Origin of the sequence: Pseudomonas sp. PS01297, from assembly GCF_029959305.1 — a bacterium.
Classification (GTDB): domain Bacteria; phylum Pseudomonadota; class Gammaproteobacteria; order Pseudomonadales; family Pseudomonadaceae; genus Aquipseudomonas; species Aquipseudomonas helleri.
Map to the genome: position 1 here is coordinate 1 of NZ_JASCPQ010000058.1, position 16,083 is coordinate 16,083.

Sequence of the window (16,083 nt, forward strand, 5' to 3'; positions counted from 1 at the left end):
CTACCCCTGTAGGAGCGAGCTTGCCTCGCTATCTTTTGATCTTTAAAAAAAAGATCGCGAGGCAAGCTCGCTCCTACAAGAGGGTGGTGTTTTCTAAAACGAGGTAATCCTGCCCCTCAACCTGGCCACGGCGCAGCGGGTTACGGGTGCAGTACGCCGCGTAGTCGGCGTCGACAAACCGGTACAGCAAATGTTCGTCACGACCGTGCGGGATGCCCAGGCGGGTGGTCTGCAGGATGTGTGACGGTCGCTCTCTGACGTCATCAACCCACAATCGTTCGCGGTCGAAACGTTTGGCATCCCATTCGCGCACTTTCAGGCCCAATGCTTTGCACAGCAGGGTTTGCCCCGCGCACAGCTTTTGCGCCGGGCGCGGCTGGCCCTGTGCGTCAGGATTATTGAGTTGCATCTGCGCCAGGCTGTCCGGGCCAGACAGCGCGTCGACCCACGGGTAGGCCGATTTGATCAGCACGGCGTTGCCGGGGCCCTGGGCGCTGAAGTTCAGCGAGTCGCCGCCGCGGGCGTAGTACATGTAGATGTGCCCGCCATCCAGAAACAAAGCCTTACGTTTTTCTGTGTAGCCGAGTGAGGCATGGCTGCCTTTTTCGGCGCAGTAATACGCTTCGGTTTCGATAATCCGGGCGCTCAGCCACAGGCCGTTGACCCGATGGCGGATGACTTTGCCCAGCAGTTCGCGCGCGACAAGCTGGGCGTCGCGGTCGAAAAAGGCGTCAGGGAGCATCGTTGGCATCGTCAGCGGGGTCATAAGATGGCAGAAAAGTTACAGAACATAGCAACTCGTGCTTAATCGGGGCTGAACAGAGACTATTTGCCGTCCATTTCGACCATCCGCCTGTCACCGCTGTGCGTGAGACGGCGGGACCGCTATAATCGGCCGCTTTCCCCTCTGCCAAGACCATTGAGACCATGACTGAGTCCGTTCTTGACTACATGACCCGCCTGGGTCGCGCTGCCCGCGAAGCCTCCCGAGTGATCGGCAGGGCCAGCACCGCGCAGAAAAACCGTGCCTTGCAAGGCGCTGCGTCCGCACTGGACGCTGCCCGCGAGGAGCTGACTGCCGCCAACGAACTGGACCTGGCCGCCGGCCGGGCCAACGGCCTCGAGCCCGCGATGCTGGAGCGCCTGGCGCTGACCCCGGCACGCATCGACAGCATGATTGTCGGCTTGCGCCAAGTGGCCAGTCTGCCGGACCCCATCGGTGCCATCCGGGATATGAGCTACCGTCCATCGGGTATCCAGGTCGGCAAGATGCGCGTCCCGTTGGGTGTCGTCGGGATCATCTACGAGTCGCGTCCGAACGTGACCATCGATGCGGCCAGCTTGTGTTTGAAGTCCGGTAACGCGACCATCTTGCGCGGCGGCTCCGAGGCGATTCATTCCAACCGCGCTATTGCGATCTGCATCCAGCGAGGTCTGGCCGAGGCCGGGCTGCCGCCGGCCGTGGTGCAAGTGGTTGAAGTCACCGACCGTGCCGCCGTGGGCGCATTGATCACCATGCCTGAGTACGTCGACGTGATCGTACCGCGTGGCGGCAAGGGCTTGATCGAGCGCGTCAGCCGTGACGCCCGCGTGCCGGTCATCAAGCACCTGGACGGTATCTGCCACGTCTACGTCAGTGCCCATGCCGACCTGCCCAAGGCCCAGCGGATTGCCTTCAATGCCAAAACCTACCGTTATGGTATTTGCGGCGCGATGGAAACCCTGCTGGTCGACCAGGCCGTGGCGGCGCAATTTTTGCCGGCCATGGCTAAACAATTTCGCGCCAAGGGCGTCGAACTGCGCGGCTGCGAACGCACCCAGGCGCTGATTGACGTGGCCCCGGCGAGCGAAGAAGACTGGCACACCGAGTACCTGGCGGCGATTTTGTCGATCCGTATCGTTGATGGCCTGGACCAGGCGATTGAGCACATCAATCACTATGGCTCCCACCACACCGACTCGATCGTGAGCGAGCATCAGGGCGAATGCCGGCGTTTTATAGCCGAAGTGGACTCCAGTTCGGTGATGCTCAACGCCCCGACCTGCTTCGCAGATGGATTTGAATACGGATTGGGTGCTGAAATTGGCATTTCTACTGATAAGCTGCACGCCCGCGGCCCGGTGGGTCTCGAAGGTCTGACCTGCGAGAAGTACATCGTGGTCGGTGATGGCCAGTTGCGCGGCCAGGAGCCGAGCTGACTTGGGCGAACTTAGCCCTTCAGGCAACGTGCAGGTCAACGACGTGTTACCCCGGCGCATAGGTGTGCTGGGGGGCACGTTTGATCCGGTGCACATCGGGCATTTGCGCGGTGCGCTAGAGGTAGCGGAAATGATGGCGCTCGATGAGCTGCGCCTGACCCCCAATGCCCGGCCACCGCACCGTGACACCCCGCAGGTGTCGGCGCTCGACCGTTTGGCGATGGTTGAGTGCGCCGTCGCAGGAGTCGCTACGCTGGTAGTGGACCCACGGGAGCTGCAACGGGACAAACCGTCCTACACCATTGATACCCTGGAGCTGATGCGGGCCGAGCTGGCCGCGGATGACCAGTTGTTTTTATTGCTGGGCTGGGACGCGTTTTGCGGCCTGCCCATGTGGCACCGCTGGGAAGAGTTGCTCCAGCATTGCCACATCCTGGTGCTACAGCGCCCGGATGCCGACAGCGAACCGCCGGATGCTTTGCGCAACCTGCTGGCAGCGCGCTCGGTAAGCGACCCGCTGGCCCTGAAGGGGCCGAGCGGACAGATTGCATTCGTCTGGCAGACACCGCTCGCGGTATCCGCCACCCAGATCCGTCAACTGCTGGCCAGCGGTAAGTCGGTACGTTATCTGGTGCCCGACGCGGTCCTGGCCTACATCGATGCGCACGGGCTTTACCGTGCGTCGAACTAAAAAGGCGTGTTTCAAGGCGCGATTTGACGTGTATTGAAGCAGCCGAACATACGAGCAAAAACGAGTTTTATATGACAAATAAAGATGTAAGCAAAGTAAAGCGCAAAGGCACCTTCAAAAGCGCCCCGTTGCCAGTTGCCGCCCACACGGGTGAAGTACTGGCTGGCGAAGCACTGGTGAAAGTCGCTGTAGCGGCCCTGGAAGACGTCAAGGCACAAGACATCCAGGTGATCGACGTACGTGACAAACACAGCATCACTGACTTCATGATCATCGCCACCGGTACTTCGAACCGTCAGATCGGCGCGATGCTCGACAAGGTCCGTGAAGCCGTTAAAGCACAGGGCGTCAAGCCGCTGGGCGAAGAAGGCAAGGGCGACAGCGACTGGGTATTGCTGGATATGGACGACGTGATCGTGCACATGATGACCGCCAGCGCCCGTCAGTTCTACGACCTTGAGCGTCTGTGGGCCGGTGCTGCACAAAGCCGTGCTGAAAGCGCTGCGCACCACAGCCCGGAAAACACCCATGAGCATTTCACCAAGCTCAACAAAGACCAGGAATAAGGGCTCGCTGTGCGCTTGCGTTTGATCGCTGTCGGTTCGCGTATGCCCAAGTGGGTGGAAGAAGGTTGGCACGAGTATGCCAAGCGTCTGCCATCCGAGTTGGCGCTCGAACTGGTAGAAATACCGCTCAATACCCGTGGCAAGAATGCCGACGTGGCCCGGTTCATCCGTCAGGAAGGCGAGGCCATGCTGGCCAAAGTCGGCCCGGGGGAGCGGATCGTCACCCTCGAAGTGCATGGCAAGCCCTGGAGTACTGAGCAACTGGCGGTTGAGCTTGACCGCTGGCGTCTCGACTCGCGTACGGTGAACTTTATGGTCGGCGGCCCGGAAGGGTTGGCGCCAGAAGTCTGCGCCCGCGCCGATCAGCGCTGGTCGCTGTCGCCGTTGACGTTGCCGCACCCGTTGGTAAGGATTCTGATCGGTGAGCAGTTGTATCGCGCCTGGACGGTATTGTCCGGGCACCCTTATCACAAATAGCTCAGCGCCCCCGCAATGACCCAGCCAATTCGCCTTAAGGACCACGAAAAAGACGCACGTCTGGTGCGCAGCCGTGTCGTGGTCGGCGCAATGCTGGTGTTGGCCCTGATCTGCGTGCTGATTGTGCGTTTGTACTACCTGCAAGTGGTGCAGTACGACTATCACTCCACGCTGTCAGAGAACAACCGGGTGCATGTGCAGCCGATCCCCCCGACCCGCGGCCTGATTTATGACCGCAATGGCGTGGTGATCGCCGATAACCGTCCCAGCTTCAGCCTGACCATGACCCGCGAGCGTGCGGGTGACTGGCATCAGGTGCTCGACACCATCGTTGAGGTGTTGCAGCTCACCCCTGAAGACCGCACCTTGTTCGAAAAGCGCACAAAGCAGGGGCGGCGGCCGTTTGAGCCGGTGCCGATTCTGTTCGAGCTCAATGAAGAACAAATTGCCCGGATCGCGGTTAACCAGTTCCGCCTGCCTGGGGTTGAGGTGGTCGCGCAATTGGTTCGCCATTACCCGCAAGGGGCGCATTTTGCGCACTCGGTCGGTTACGTGGGGCGGATCAACGAAAAAGAGATCAAAACCCTCGATAAGGTTAACTACAGCGGCACCCATCACATCGGCAAAACCGGTATAGAGCGCTTCTACGAAGCCGAGCTGCACGGCCAGGTTGGCTACGAAGAGGTCGAGACCAACGCTCGCGGCCGTGTGTTGCGGGTGCTCAAGCGCACTGATCCGATCCCGGGTAAAGACATCGTTCTGAGCCTGGACATCAAGTTGCAAGAGGCGGCTGAAGAAGCCTTGGCCGGTCGGCGTGGGGCGGTGGTTGCACTGAACCCGATGACTGGCGAAGTGCTGGCCATGGTCAGCCAGCCGAGCTTTGACCCCAACCTGTTTGTGACCGGTATCGGCTTCAAGGCTTACGCCGAGCTGCGTGATTCCATTGACCGCCCGCTGTTCAACCGCATTTTGCGTGGTTTGTACCCGCCGGGTTCGACCATCAAACCTGCCGTGGCGATTGCCGGGCTGGACAGTGGCGTGGTGACGGCCAGTACGCGGGTGTTTGACCCCGGCTATTACCAACTGCCCAATTACGACCACAAGTACCGTAACTGGAACCGTACCGGTGATGGCTTCGTCGATCTGGACAGCGCGATCATGCGCTCCAACGACACCTACTTTTATGACCTGGCCCACAAGCTGGGCATCGACCGTTTGTCGACCTACATGAATCAGTTCGGCATTGGTCAAAAAGTCTCCCTCGACATGTTCGAAGAGTCGGCCGGGTTGATGCCGTCCCGCGAGTGGAAGCGTGCGACCCGCCGTCAGGCCTGGTTCCCGGGTGAAACCCTGATTCTGGGGATCGGCCAGGGCTATATGCAGTCCACCCCTTTGCAGTTGGCCCAGGCCACGGCGCTGATTGCCAGCAAAGGCAAATGGAACCGTCCGCACCTGGCCAAGACCATCGAGGGCGTGCCGCCGGTAGACCCGGACCCGATGCCGGACATCGTGCTGCGCGACCCGTCCAACTGGGGCAAGGTCAACCATGCCATGCAGCAGGTGGTGCATGGCGCTCGCGGTACGGCGCGGGTCGCCGGTGTCGGCGCGCAGTACCTGATCGCGGGCAAGAGCGGTACGGCCCAGGTGGTCGCCATCAAACAAGGTGAAAAGTACGACCGGTCCAAGGTCCAGGAACGTCACCGTGACCACGCGTTGTTCGTGGGTTTTGCCCCGGCGAACAACCCGCAGATTGCGGTCTCGGTCATGATTGAAAACGGCGAGGCCGGCAGCCGTGTGGCGTCGCCGGTGGTGCGCTCGGTCATGGACGCCTGGTTGCTCGGTGAAGACGGCAAACTCAAACCTGAATACGCCAGTGTTTCCAAGGCGGAGGCTACGGCCAATGATGAGTAATTTTGACCGCATCCTCTCCAGTGAGGATGTGATGCGTCGCCGTGCCACGCTGTTGCAGCGTCTGCACATCGACGGCCCCTTGCTGATTTTGTTGCTCACCCTCGCCGCAGGCAGTTTGTTTGTGCTGTATTCGGCCAGTGGTAAAAGCTGGGACCTGCTGAGCAAGCAGGCCACCTCGTTTGGTATCGGGCTGGTGTCGATGTTTGTCATCGCCCAGCTTGAGCCGCGTTTTATGGCGCGCTGGGTGCCGGTCTGCTATTTGCTCGGCGTGATGTTGCTGGTGGTGGTAGACGTCATGGGCCACAACGCCATGGGCGCCACGCGCTGGATCAACATTCCGGGGGTCATTCGTTTCCAGCCCTCTGAGTTCATGAAAATCCTGATGCCCGCGACCATCGCCTGGTATCTGTCCAAGCGCACCTTGCCGCCGCAGCTCAAGCACGTGGCGGTCAGTTTATTGCTCATCGGCATACCCTTCGGCCTGATCGTGCGTCAGCCCGACCTCGGCACCGCCTTGCTGGTACTGGCCGGGGGCGCGTTTGTGCTGTTTATGGGCGGTTTGCGCTGGCGCTGGATTGTCAGCGTGCTGGCGGCTGCGGTCCCGGTGGCGATTGGCATGTGGTTTTTCATCATGCACGACTACCAGAAGCAGCGAATTCTGACCTTCCTCGACCCTGAGAGCGACCCGCTGGGCACCGGCTGGAACATCATCCAGTCCAAGGCGGCCATCGGTTCGGGCGGCGTGTTCGGCAAGGGCTGGCTGCTGGGCACCCAGTCGCACCTGGACTTTCTACCCGAGAGCCACACCGACTTCATCATTGCGGTGATGGGCGAAGAGTTTGGCCTGGTGGGCATTTGCGCGCTGTTGTTGATCTACCTGCTGTTGATTGGTCGTGGCCTGGTGATTACCGCCCAGGCGCAAACCCTGTTCGGCAAATTGCTGGCTGGCAGTTTGACCATGACCTTTTTTGTTTATGTTTTCGTCAACATCGGTATGGTCAGTGGGCTGTTGCCGGTGGTGGGCGTGCCATTGCCGTTTATTAGTTACGGCGGAACTTCGCTCGTGACGCTGCTGTCAGCGTTTGGGGTTTTGATGTCAATCCATACGCATCGCAAATGGATTGCACAAGTTTGATTAAGGTGAAGAATTCAATGCAAGCAATGCGTGGCTGGGCCACTCGATACGCGTCGTGGATGGGCTTTCTGGGCCTGTTCGGGGCAGCGCAAGGCGCGGTGGCCGGCGACTACGATGGCTCGCCCCAAGTGGCTGAATTTGTCGGTGAGATGACCCGCGACTACGGGTTCGCCGGTGAACAGCTGATGGATGTTTTTCGGGAGGCCGAGCGCAAGCAGAGCATTCTGGATGCCATTTCGCGCCCGGCTGAGCGCGTCAAACAGTGGAAAGAATACCGTCCGATGTTCCTGACCGATGCCCGCGTTGCCCGTGGTGTCGACTTCTGGCGTGAACACGAAGCCGTGCTGGCCCGTGCCGAGAAGGAATATGGTGTGCCGGCCCAGGTGATCGTGTCGATCATCGGCGTCGAAACCTTTTACGGGCGCAACACCGGCAATTACCGAGTGATTGATGCGCTCTCGACCCTGGGCTTTGATTACCCGCCGCGCGCCGAGTTCTTCCGCAAGGAACTGCGTGAGTTCCTGTTGCTGGCCCGTGAAGAACAAGTCGACCCGCTTAGCCTTAAAGGCTCTTACGCAGGCGCCATGGGCTTGCCGCAGTTTATGCCGAGCAGCTTTCGCGCCTATGCCGTGGACTTCGACAATGATGGCCATATCAATATCTGGAGCAATCCGGACGATGCCATCGGCAGTGTTGCCAGCTACTTCAAGCGTCATGGCTGGGTGGCGGGCGAGCCGGTGGTGGCCCGCGCCGACGTGCAGGGTGACCGCGTCGATGAAGGCTTGACCCAAGGGATTGAACCGATCAAAACCGTTGGGGAGTTGCGAGCGTTGGGCTGGTCGAGTCATGATGCGCTGCGCGACGACATGCCGGTCACGGCGTTCCGTCTCGAAGGCGAAAATGGCCCTGAATACTGGATGGGCCTGAAGAATTTTTATGCAATCACGCGGTACAACCGTAGCGTGATGTATGCCATGGCAGTGCATCAACTGTCCGACCTGCTGGTTCAAGCACGGGGCAACAAGTAATGCCGTTTTTAGCGATCCGCACACCTCTGAAAATCGCGGCCTGCACGGCTATCGCACTGCTGATGGTGAGCTGCTCGAGCAGCCGCACCAGCACGCCGCAAACCGCGGGCACTATCAGCGCCAAGCCTGGCCTGGACATCAACCGCGCGCACAAAGACGGCGCGCCGTGGTGGGATGTCGACGTTTCGCGTATTCCGGATGCAACGCCAACCTTGCACACCGGCCCTTACAAGGCCAACCCGTATACCGTGCTGGGCAAGTCGTATTTCCCGATCCAGGAGTCCAAGAACTACGTGGCCACAGGCACGGCGTCCTGGTACGGCACCAAGTTCCACGGGCAGAACACCGCCAACGGCGAAGTGTATGACCTGTACGGCATGAGTGCGGCGCACAAGACGCTGCCGCTGCCCAGCTACGTTAAAGTGACCAACCTGGACAACGGCAAGGCTGTAGTGTTGCGGGTTAACGACCGTGGGCCGTTCTATTCGGATCGCATCATTGACTTGTCTTACGCGGCCGCCAAAAAGCTCGGCTATGCCGAAACCGGCACGGCCCGCGTCAAGGTCGAGGGCATTGACCCGCAAGCCTGGTGGGCTGCGCGAGGCCGTCCGGCACCTTTGATGCTCAACGAGCCGCAAGTGGCGCAAGCTGCTGGCGCGCCGACGGTTTCAACGGCCAAGGTCGAACAATGGACGCCGCCGCCACAACAGCACGCGTCTGATGTCATACCGCCTGTTGCGGTGCACAAGGGCCAGGGCACCTATTTACAAGTAGGCGCATTCGCCAATCCTGATGCGGCCGAGTTGCTTCGTTCCAAACTCAGTGGCATGGTCAGCGCCCCTGTGTTTATCAGCTCGATTGTGCGCAATCAGCAAACCCTTCATCGTGTGCGCATGGGGCCGATTGCCTCGGCCGGTGAAGTGCAACAAACGCAAAACAGCGTGCGTCTGGCCAATTTGGGCCAGCCGAGCGTTGTGACCGATCAGTAACACTGAACACGTGGCAGCCCGTTAAACGGCTGTCAAAAAGTTTTGCCCGCGAGGGTAAGGTTCCATTAGCAAACTCGAGAGACGGATGAACATCACCACCTTTGCCAAACGCCTGTGCCTGCTTGTACCGCTGATCGTCACTCCTGCCGCCTGGGCAGCCGAGATGATGCCGTCGCCGCCACAGCTGGCCGCCAAATCCTACGTTCTGATGGATGCCAACAGCGGTAACGTGCTGGTGGAGAACAACGGTGATCAGCGTCTGCCTCCGGCCAGCTTGACCAAGCTGATGACCGCTTACATTGCAACCCTGGAAATCCGTCGTGGCCAGATCGGCGAGAACGACCCGGTGACCGTCAGCGAAAACGCCTGGCGCACCGGCGGTTCGCGTATGTTCATCAAGGTCGGCAGCCAGGTATCGGTCAGCGACCTGCTGCACGGCATCATCATTCAGTCGGGTAACGACGCCAGCGTTGCGCTGTCCGAGCACATCGCCGGCAGCGAAGACGCCTTCGCTGACATGATGAACAAAACCGCTGGCGACCTGGGCATGTCCAACAGCCACTTCATGAACCCGACCGGCCTGCCGAACCCGGAGCACTACTCGTCGGCTCACGACATGTCGTTGCTGGCTCGCGCCATCATTCACGAAGACCCGACTCACTACGCGATCTACTCGCAAAAAGAGTTCTTCTGGAACGGTATCAAGCAGCCTAACCGTAACTTGTTGCTGTGGCGTGACAAGACCGTTGACGGTCTGAAAACCGGTCACACCGACGAAGCGGGCTACTGCATGGTGTCTTCGGCAGTACGTGACGGCATGCGCCTGATCGCCGTGGTGTTCGGCACCAACAGCGAAGCAGCCCGTGCTGCTGAAACCCAGAAACTGCTGACCTACGGCTTCCGTTTCTTCGAAACCCAGACCTTCTACCAGAAGGGCACGGAGCTTGCTCAAGCGCCAGTCTGGAAAGGCACCACTCACCAGGTTAAAGCTGGCCTGGCCGATGACCTGAGCTTGACCCTGCCAAAAGGCCAATTGAAAAAGCTGGCGGCGAGCATGACCATGAACCCGCAGCTGATGGCCCCTATCGCTAAAGGCGATGTAATCGGCAAGGTTGAAGTCAAACTGGACGACAAAGTTATCCACAGTGCTGACTTGATCGCGCTTGAGCCGGTTGAGGAAGGTGGCATTTTCCGCCGTGTGTGGGATAGCATCCGTCTATTCTTCTTTGGGCTGTTCAACTGATTTCACCCACCCTGCGTGGCCCCTTGCTGATTGTGCAGGGGGCCGCTCTGTAGTTCCCGAGGCCAATACGCCATGACCGATACCGAAGTAAAGGCGCCAAAGATCGAATTTCCTCAAACTGACTATCCGGTTAAGGTGATCAGTGACACGGGTGTGGGCAACAAAGACAAGATCATTGCCATCGTTCTGAAACACGCAAAGATCAATGACGAGCGCATCGACGAGCGTCAGAGCACCAACGGCAAATACACCACGATTCAGTTGCACATCGTTGCGACCGATCAAGACCAGCTGTACAACATCAACAGCGAGCTGCGAGCCACCGGCTTCGTGCACATGGTGCTGTGATGTCGCAGATCTTGGGTATTCGCGATCTGGGTGTACTCGACTACGAGCGCACCTGGCTGGCGATGCAACGTTTCACCGACCAACGCAAGCTCACGCCGGACACCCAAGACGAGGTCTGGTTGGTGCAGCATCCGCCGGTGTTCACCCAAGGTCAGGCGGGCAAGGCCGAACACTTGTTGTTGCCGGGGGATATCCCGGTGGTTAAATCGGACCGCGGCGGGCAAGTGACCTATCACGGGCCCGGCCAGTTGGTCGCTTACCTGTTGCTGGATGTGCGCCGTCTCGGTTTTGGCGTGCGTGAGCTGGTCAGCCGCATGGAGCTTTGCCTGATCGAGTTGCTGGCCACCTATGGCGTGACCGCAGCGGCCAAGCCCGATGCGCCCGGCGTGTATGTCGACGGTGCGAAAATCGCATCCCTGGGCCTGCGCATTCGCAATGGTTGCTCTTTCCACGGTCTGGCCCTGAATGTGGACATGGACCTGGAACCGTTTCGACGGATTAACCCCTGTGGTTATGCGGGGCTGGCAATGACCCAGTTGCGTGACCATGCAGGGCCGATTGAATTTGCCGAGGTAGGTGTCCAGCTGCGTGCGCAGCTCGTCAAACACCTCGACTATGCTGAGCAGACGACCCTAACGGGCGGAATCGATTGATATGACTACTGCGCAAGACGCTGTTCAAACCCTGATCCCGACGCTGGATATCTCCGAACGTGTGGCCCGTGCGCAAGAGGCCCGTTCCAAGGTTGAGACTGGCGTTAAATTGCGCGGTGCCGAAAAGGTTGCGCGTATCCCGGTAAAAATCATTCCGACCACCGAGCTGCCGAAGAAGCCAGACTGGATTCGCGTGCGCATCCCGGTGTCGCCGGAAGTCGACCGCATCAAGGCGTTGCTGCGCAAACACAAGCTGCACAGTGTGTGCGAAGAAGCCTCCTGCCCGAACCTGGGCGAGTGTTTCTCGGGCGGCACTGCGACGTTCATGATCATGGGTGACATCTGCACACGTCGTTGCCCGTTCTGCGACGTAGGGCATGGCCGTCCAAAACCACTGGACACCAACGAGCCGGATAACCTGGCCGTTGCCATTGCCGACTTGCGTTTGAAGTACGTGGTCATCACCTCGGTAGACCGTGATGACTTGCGTGACGGTGGTGCTCAGCACTTTGCCGACTGCATCCGTGAAATCCGTCGCCTGTCGCCAAACGTCGTGCTCGAAACCCTGGTTCCGGACTACCGTGGCCGCATGGACATCGCGCTGGAAATCACTGCCGCCGAGCCGCCGGATGTGTTCAACCACAACCTCGAAACCGTGCCTCGCCTGTACAAGGCTGCGCGCCCTGGTTCTGACTACCAGTGGTCGCTGACCCTGCTGCAACGCTTCAAGCAAATGATGCCGCACATTCCAACCAAGTCCGGCTTGATGCTGGGCCTGGGTGAAACCGATGACGAAGTCATTGAAGTGATGCAGCGCATGCGTGAACACGACATCGACATGCTGACCCTGGGCCAGTACCTGCAACCGTCGCGCAGCCACTTGCCGGTGCAGCGTTTTGTGCACCCGGACACCTTCGCCTGGTTCGCCGAAGAAGGTTACAAAATGGGCTTCAAAAACGTCGCCTCCGGCCCGTTGGTGCGTTCTTCGTACCACGCAGACGAGCAAGCCAAACTGGTTAAAGACATGTTGGTAGGTTCCTGAAACCATGAATAGCCGGTTCGCTGCGCCTGTGTCGTTCACTACTCACAGCGCAGTGCCCGCGCTGCCTGCAGGCGGGGTGATCGGTGTGATCGCCCCGGCTGGCCCCTCCGAATTCGATCTGCACAGTGCAACCCAATGGATGGAAACCCGTGGCTATCAGCTCAAGGTGTTTCCAGGCGTCTGGGAGAAAGACGGCTACCTGGCCGGTTCCGATGCTGTGCGCTTGCATGACCTGCACGATGCCTTTGCCGACGACACTGTGGATGCCATCCTGTGCATGCGCGGAGGCTATGGCTGCACACGCTTTCTCGAGCACATCGATTTTGAGCTGCTCAGACGCCATCCCAAGCCGTTTGTAGGCTACAGCGACATTACTGCGCTGCATTTGGCGATCACCCGTTACGCGGGCTTTGTGACCTTCCACGGGGCCATGTTGAATGCGGACCTGCTGGGCAATAAACAGCCGCCCACAGAATCCTCCTTGCTGCGCATGCTCAGCGGGCAACAACCGGCGTTGCTGGAGCATCCTGCGGCGTACCCGTTAACCACCCTTGCGCCGGGCAGTGCCAGCGGCCGCTTGCTGGGCGGCAACCTGTCGATGATCTGCGCCACCATCGGCACGGCGTTTGAGCTGGACGATCAGGGCATCATCCTGTTTATCGAAGACGTCAACGAGCCGTTATACCGGGTCGACCGCTTGCTCACCCATCTTCGCCAGGCGGGCAAGCTTGGGCAGGTGCGCGGAGTGATGGTGGGGGATTTTGCCGGAGTCGATGTTTCGCGGCTGGAGTTGTTGCTCAAGCAAGAGCTGGGGCCGCTGAATATTCCCGTTCTGGCCGGCTGGCGCAGCGGTCATTGCGACCCGAACATCACCTTGCCGATGGGCGCGCACGTGCGTCTGGATGCCGACAAGCAGCAGCTAGTGCTTGAACAGGCCGTGGTAACGGTTCAAGCCTGACTTTGTCCCTCGCGACTTTTTAAAAGATCAAAAGATCGCGAGGCAAGCTCGCTCCTACAGTTTTTTGTTGTTCACCCCGTAGGAGCTGCCGCAGGCTGCGATCTTTTGACGTTAAAGATCAACAGATGGCAGCCTCCGGCAACTCCTACAAATTAATAGGTTATTGGCTGCGCAAACGCTCGAGCAGTTTGTGCGTCGGGTAGCCGTCGGCGGGCCAGCCAAAAGCTTGTTGGGCGCTACGAATCGCTTTACGGGTGTTGGCGCCAATAATGCCGTCAGGGTTGCCCGCATCGAAGTTGCGCTGGCTCAGCAGGGTCTGCAACTCCATACGCTCGGTGCGGCTCAAGGGCAGGTCGTCTTTTGGCCAGTCACCCACTATCACCCCGCCGCCATTGAAGCGTTGCGACAGCAAACCCACCGCCAAGGCATACGATGACGAGTTGTTGTAACGCAAAATGGCGCGGAAGTTATCCAGCACTAAAAACGCCGGGCCACGGTAGCCAGCCGGCAACAACAAGGTGGCGCTGAGTTCTTCGGACCCGGCAGGTGCCTGGGTGCCAGCCGGCAGTGTTACGCCGAGCTTGCGCCATTCACTGACGCTTTTGCGCACCGCGCCATCGGCCAGCGCGTAATCGAATCCGGCTGGCAACTGAACCTCAAAGCCCCACGGCTGGCCTTGCTTCCAGCCAGAGCTTTGCAAGTAGTGGGCGGTCGAGGCCAGGGCGTCGGCTGAGCTGTTCCAGATATCGCGACGGCCATCGCCATCGAAATCCACAGCGTGGGTTTCATAGGTGGTCGGGATGAACTGGGTCTGGCCCATGGCGCCCGCCCAGGAGCCGAGCATTTTGTCCGGCGTGACATCGCCTTCCTGAATGATCTTGAGCGCGGCAATCAGTTGGCTTTGGGCGAACTCAGGGCGACGGCCTTCGTAGGCGAGGGTGGCCAGTGAGCGAATCACCGACTTGTTGCCCTGGAAGGTGCCAAAGTTGCTTTCCATGCCCCACACCGACACCAGCGCCCGGCGGTCAACACCGTAGCGTTGCTCGATGCGGCTCAGCAGCTCGGCGTTTTGCTCCAGCAGGCGCTGGCCATTGCGAACGCGCAAAGGTGACAGGGCACCGTCGAGGTATTCCCAGACCGGGCGGCTGAATTCAGGTTGGCTGCGGTCGGCCTTGATCACGCTCATGTCAGGCGTTACGCCGTTGAACGCGTTATCAAAAATAGTCGGGGAGATCCCGGCGTTCAGCGCTTGCACGCGGAAACTGGCCAGCCATTGGTCAAAGCTTTGAGCGGGCTGAATGTCGGGCATGTCAGTGCTGGCGGCATTGGTGGTGACCACCGGCGCGGCAGGCGGGACAGGCAAAGGCTGGGCATCGGCTGCGGTGGGTTTTTCTGCGCAGGCGACTAACAAGATGACGCTGGAAAAAGCAATCAGTTGGCGCATCGGCCAACGGTGTGAAGAACTTAAAGACATGCGCAGGTCCACGAAATGCAAATCAGATGCAGACCTTATCATCCCCGCTGTCAGGCAGCCAGAAAGTAAAAAGCCTCCCGGTCTCTCGACTGGAAGGCTTCGCGGCGGTAGCTGCCTTTGCCTTTGGCGGGGCGTTCCTGGCGGCTGCGGAACAGGGGTTGGGCAACAATGGACTTGGCCTTGTTGGGGCGCTTGCTCATAGCTTTACTCTCGCTGGGTTAGAAAAGGCTCAATGTGAACGAGCGCAGATCATCGGCCAGTTTTTTTGAGTTGTCCAGTGCGCCCCCGCGTTGTGGATTACTCCGCTGGCAAATTCAGACGTTGCCCACACATCAGCAGGGTTAATCGGCTCAGGCTGCTCCAGGCTGACCCGCCTGCCTGGCCTTTGATCTGAGCATCAATGCGCTGCGCATCCATCAACAACTGGGCCCAACGTTGAGCCGAATAACGTTGCAACGCTTTGCTCATGAGTGGTTTGCGCTTGTCCCAGACCGGTGGGCGGGCCTGGCTGAAGGCTTTGTCCAGCGGGATACCCTGGCTGTATTGCAGTGCAATGTTGGCCAGCACCCGCAACTCGCGGGCCAGCGCCCACAAAATCACCGGTGGTTCGACGCCTTCGCCGCGCAGGCCTTCGAGCATGCGCAGGGCATGCGCCGCTTCGCCGTTGAGCACCGCATCGACCAGGCCGAATACATCAAACCGCGCACTGTCAGCCACCGCTGCCTGCACGGTTTCGACGGTGATCTGGCCATCTTCGGCCATCAGCTTGAGCTTTTCGACTTCCTGGGCTGCCGCCAGCAGGTTGCCTTCAACCCGAGCGGCGATGAGTTCGACGGCGTCCTGGCTGGCGGCCAGCCCGGCTTGTGACAGGCGCTGGCGAATCCATTGCGGCAACTGGTTGGCGTCCACCGGCCAGATCTGCAAGAACTGAGTCTGCGGGCCTTCAATCAGGGCTTTGCCCCACTTGGTCTTTTGCGCGCTGCCGTCGAGCTTGGGCAGGCTTATCAGCAGCAAGGTGTCTTCGGCCGGGCGCGAGCAATACTCGATGAGGGCCGCAGCGCCTTTGTCGCCGGGTTTGCCGGAAGGCAGGCGCAACTCCAGCAGGCGCCGTTCGGCAAACAGCGACATGCTGGCACCCGCTTGCAGCAGCGTGCCCCAGTCAAAGCTGGCGTCGGCGCTGAATACCTGGCGCTCATCAAAGCCCTGCTGGCGGGCAGCCGTGCGGATGGCGTCTGCAGCTTCCTGGCATAACAGCGGGTCATCGCCGCTGATGACGTAGACCGGCGACAGGCTGCCTTGCAGGTGTTTGGTGAGTTGAGCGGGGGCGAGTTTCATAGGGGCTAGATAGATGACGGGGCGCTTGAGCGCC

The 16,083-nt window shown here is 59.8% G+C and carries 17 protein-coding genes; 13 read left to right on the forward strand and 4 right to left on the reverse strand.

Annotation, left to right across the window (positions count from 1 at the left end; translation table 11 throughout):
- Nucleotides 1-73: 73 nt before the first annotated feature.
- Nucleotides 74-766 carry a DNA-3-methyladenine glycosylase gene (locus QMX84_RS17155; protein WP_282364370.1) on the reverse strand — a complete coding sequence of 231 codons (693 nt, stop codon included), beginning with the start codon at nt 764-766 and terminating at the stop codon, nt 74-76.
- A gap of 161 nt (nt 767-927) precedes the next feature.
- Between QMX84_RS17155 and QMX84_RS17160 the strand changes: the two genes are divergently transcribed.
- The 13 genes from QMX84_RS17160 (at nt 928) to QMX84_RS17220 (ending at nt 13,240) form a co-directional block, all read left to right on the forward strand.
- Entirely contained in the window at nt 928-2,199 is a 1,272-nt protein-coding gene (locus tag QMX84_RS17160; RefSeq protein ID WP_262124177.1) for a glutamate-5-semialdehyde dehydrogenase, read from the forward strand.
- Nucleotides 2,168-2,890: a nicotinate-nucleotide adenylyltransferase gene (gene nadD, locus QMX84_RS17165; protein ID WP_227024833.1), complete on the forward strand. Its 723-nt coding sequence runs from the start codon at nt 2,168-2,170 to the stop codon at nt 2,888-2,890. Before QMX84_RS17160 ends, nadD begins: the two co-directional genes overlap by 32 nt.
- A 71-nt stretch (nt 2,891-2,961) precedes the next feature.
- A complete protein-coding gene (rsfS, locus tag QMX84_RS17170; protein ID WP_048389663.1) occupies nt 2,962-3,456 on the forward strand; it encodes a ribosome silencing factor in 495 nt (164 codons plus the stop codon).
- 9 nt (nt 3,457-3,465) lie between these two features.
- Nucleotides 3,466-3,933: a 23S rRNA (pseudouridine(1915)-N(3))-methyltransferase RlmH gene (rlmH, locus tag QMX84_RS17175; protein ID WP_003444191.1), complete on the forward strand. Its 468-nt coding sequence runs from the start codon at nt 3,466-3,468 to the stop codon at nt 3,931-3,933.
- 15 nt (nt 3,934-3,948) lie between these two features.
- Nucleotides 3,949-5,844, forward strand: coding sequence for a penicillin-binding protein 2 (gene mrdA / locus QMX84_RS17180; RefSeq protein ID WP_262124178.1), 1,896 nt, complete (start codon nt 3,949-3,951; stop codon nt 5,842-5,844).
- 31 nt (nt 5,845-5,875) lie between these two features.
- Complete coding sequence (gene rodA / locus QMX84_RS17185; RefSeq protein WP_262124200.1) at nt 5,876-6,979, forward strand: rod shape-determining protein RodA; 1,104 nt, start codon at nt 5,876-5,878, stop codon at nt 6,977-6,979.
- Between the two features lie 17 nt (nt 6,980-6,996).
- The gene (mltB, locus tag QMX84_RS17190) at nt 6,997-8,007 is read left to right on the forward strand and encodes a lytic murein transglycosylase B (RefSeq protein ID WP_282364371.1); all 1,011 of its coding nucleotides are present in this window, start codon (nt 6,997-6,999) and stop codon (nt 8,005-8,007) included.
- Nucleotides 8,007-8,996 (forward strand): septal ring lytic transglycosylase RlpA family protein, encoded by a 990-nt coding sequence (locus tag QMX84_RS17195; protein WP_282364372.1) that lies wholly within the window; start codon nt 8,007-8,009, stop codon nt 8,994-8,996. Before mltB ends, QMX84_RS17195 begins: the two co-directional genes overlap by 1 nt.
- 85 nt (nt 8,997-9,081) lie before the next feature.
- Nucleotides 9,082-10,239, forward strand: a complete 1,158-nt coding sequence (locus QMX84_RS17200) for a D-alanyl-D-alanine carboxypeptidase family protein (protein WP_048367641.1) — start codon at nt 9,082-9,084, stop codon at nt 10,237-10,239.
- A gap of 72 nt (nt 10,240-10,311) precedes the next feature.
- A complete protein-coding gene (locus QMX84_RS17205; protein WP_048367639.1) occupies nt 10,312-10,587 on the forward strand; it encodes a DUF493 domain-containing protein in 276 nt (91 codons plus the stop codon).
- On the forward strand, nt 10,587-11,240 hold the full coding sequence (gene lipB / locus QMX84_RS17210; protein WP_262124181.1) for a lipoyl(octanoyl) transferase LipB: 654 nt from the start codon (nt 10,587-10,589) through the stop codon (nt 11,238-11,240). Before QMX84_RS17205 ends, lipB begins: the two co-directional genes overlap by 1 nt.
- A gap of 49 nt (nt 11,241-11,289) precedes the next feature.
- On the forward strand, nt 11,290-12,282 hold the full coding sequence (gene lipA / locus QMX84_RS17215) for a lipoyl synthase (protein ID WP_173430613.1): 993 nt from the start codon (nt 11,290-11,292) through the stop codon (nt 12,280-12,282).
- A gap of 4 nt (nt 12,283-12,286) precedes the next feature.
- Nucleotides 12,287-13,240 carry an LD-carboxypeptidase gene (locus QMX84_RS17220; protein WP_282364373.1) on the forward strand — a complete coding sequence of 318 codons (954 nt, stop codon included), beginning with the start codon at nt 12,287-12,289 and terminating at the stop codon, nt 13,238-13,240.
- A gap of 160 nt (nt 13,241-13,400) precedes the next feature.
- Here the strand turns inward: QMX84_RS17220 and QMX84_RS17225 are convergent, their stop codons facing one another.
- The 3 genes from QMX84_RS17225 to holA all read right to left on the reverse strand — a co-directional run bounded on the left by QMX84_RS17225 (nt 13,401) and on the right by holA (nt 16,049).
- Nucleotides 13,401-14,714 (reverse strand): lytic murein transglycosylase, encoded by a 1,314-nt coding sequence (locus QMX84_RS17225; RefSeq protein ID WP_282364374.1) that lies wholly within the window; start codon nt 14,712-14,714, stop codon nt 13,401-13,403.
- Nucleotides 14,715-14,764: 50 nt separating this feature from the next.
- Entirely contained in the window at nt 14,765-14,914 is a 150-nt protein-coding gene (gene arfA / locus QMX84_RS17230) for an alternative ribosome rescue factor ArfA (RefSeq protein WP_003444166.1), read from the reverse strand.
- A gap of 97 nt (nt 14,915-15,011) precedes the next feature.
- Nucleotides 15,012-16,049 carry a DNA polymerase III subunit delta gene (gene holA, locus QMX84_RS17235; RefSeq protein WP_282364375.1) on the reverse strand — a complete coding sequence of 346 codons (1,038 nt, stop codon included), beginning with the start codon at nt 16,047-16,049 and terminating at the stop codon, nt 15,012-15,014.
- Nucleotides 16,050-16,083: the final 34 nt, after the last annotated feature.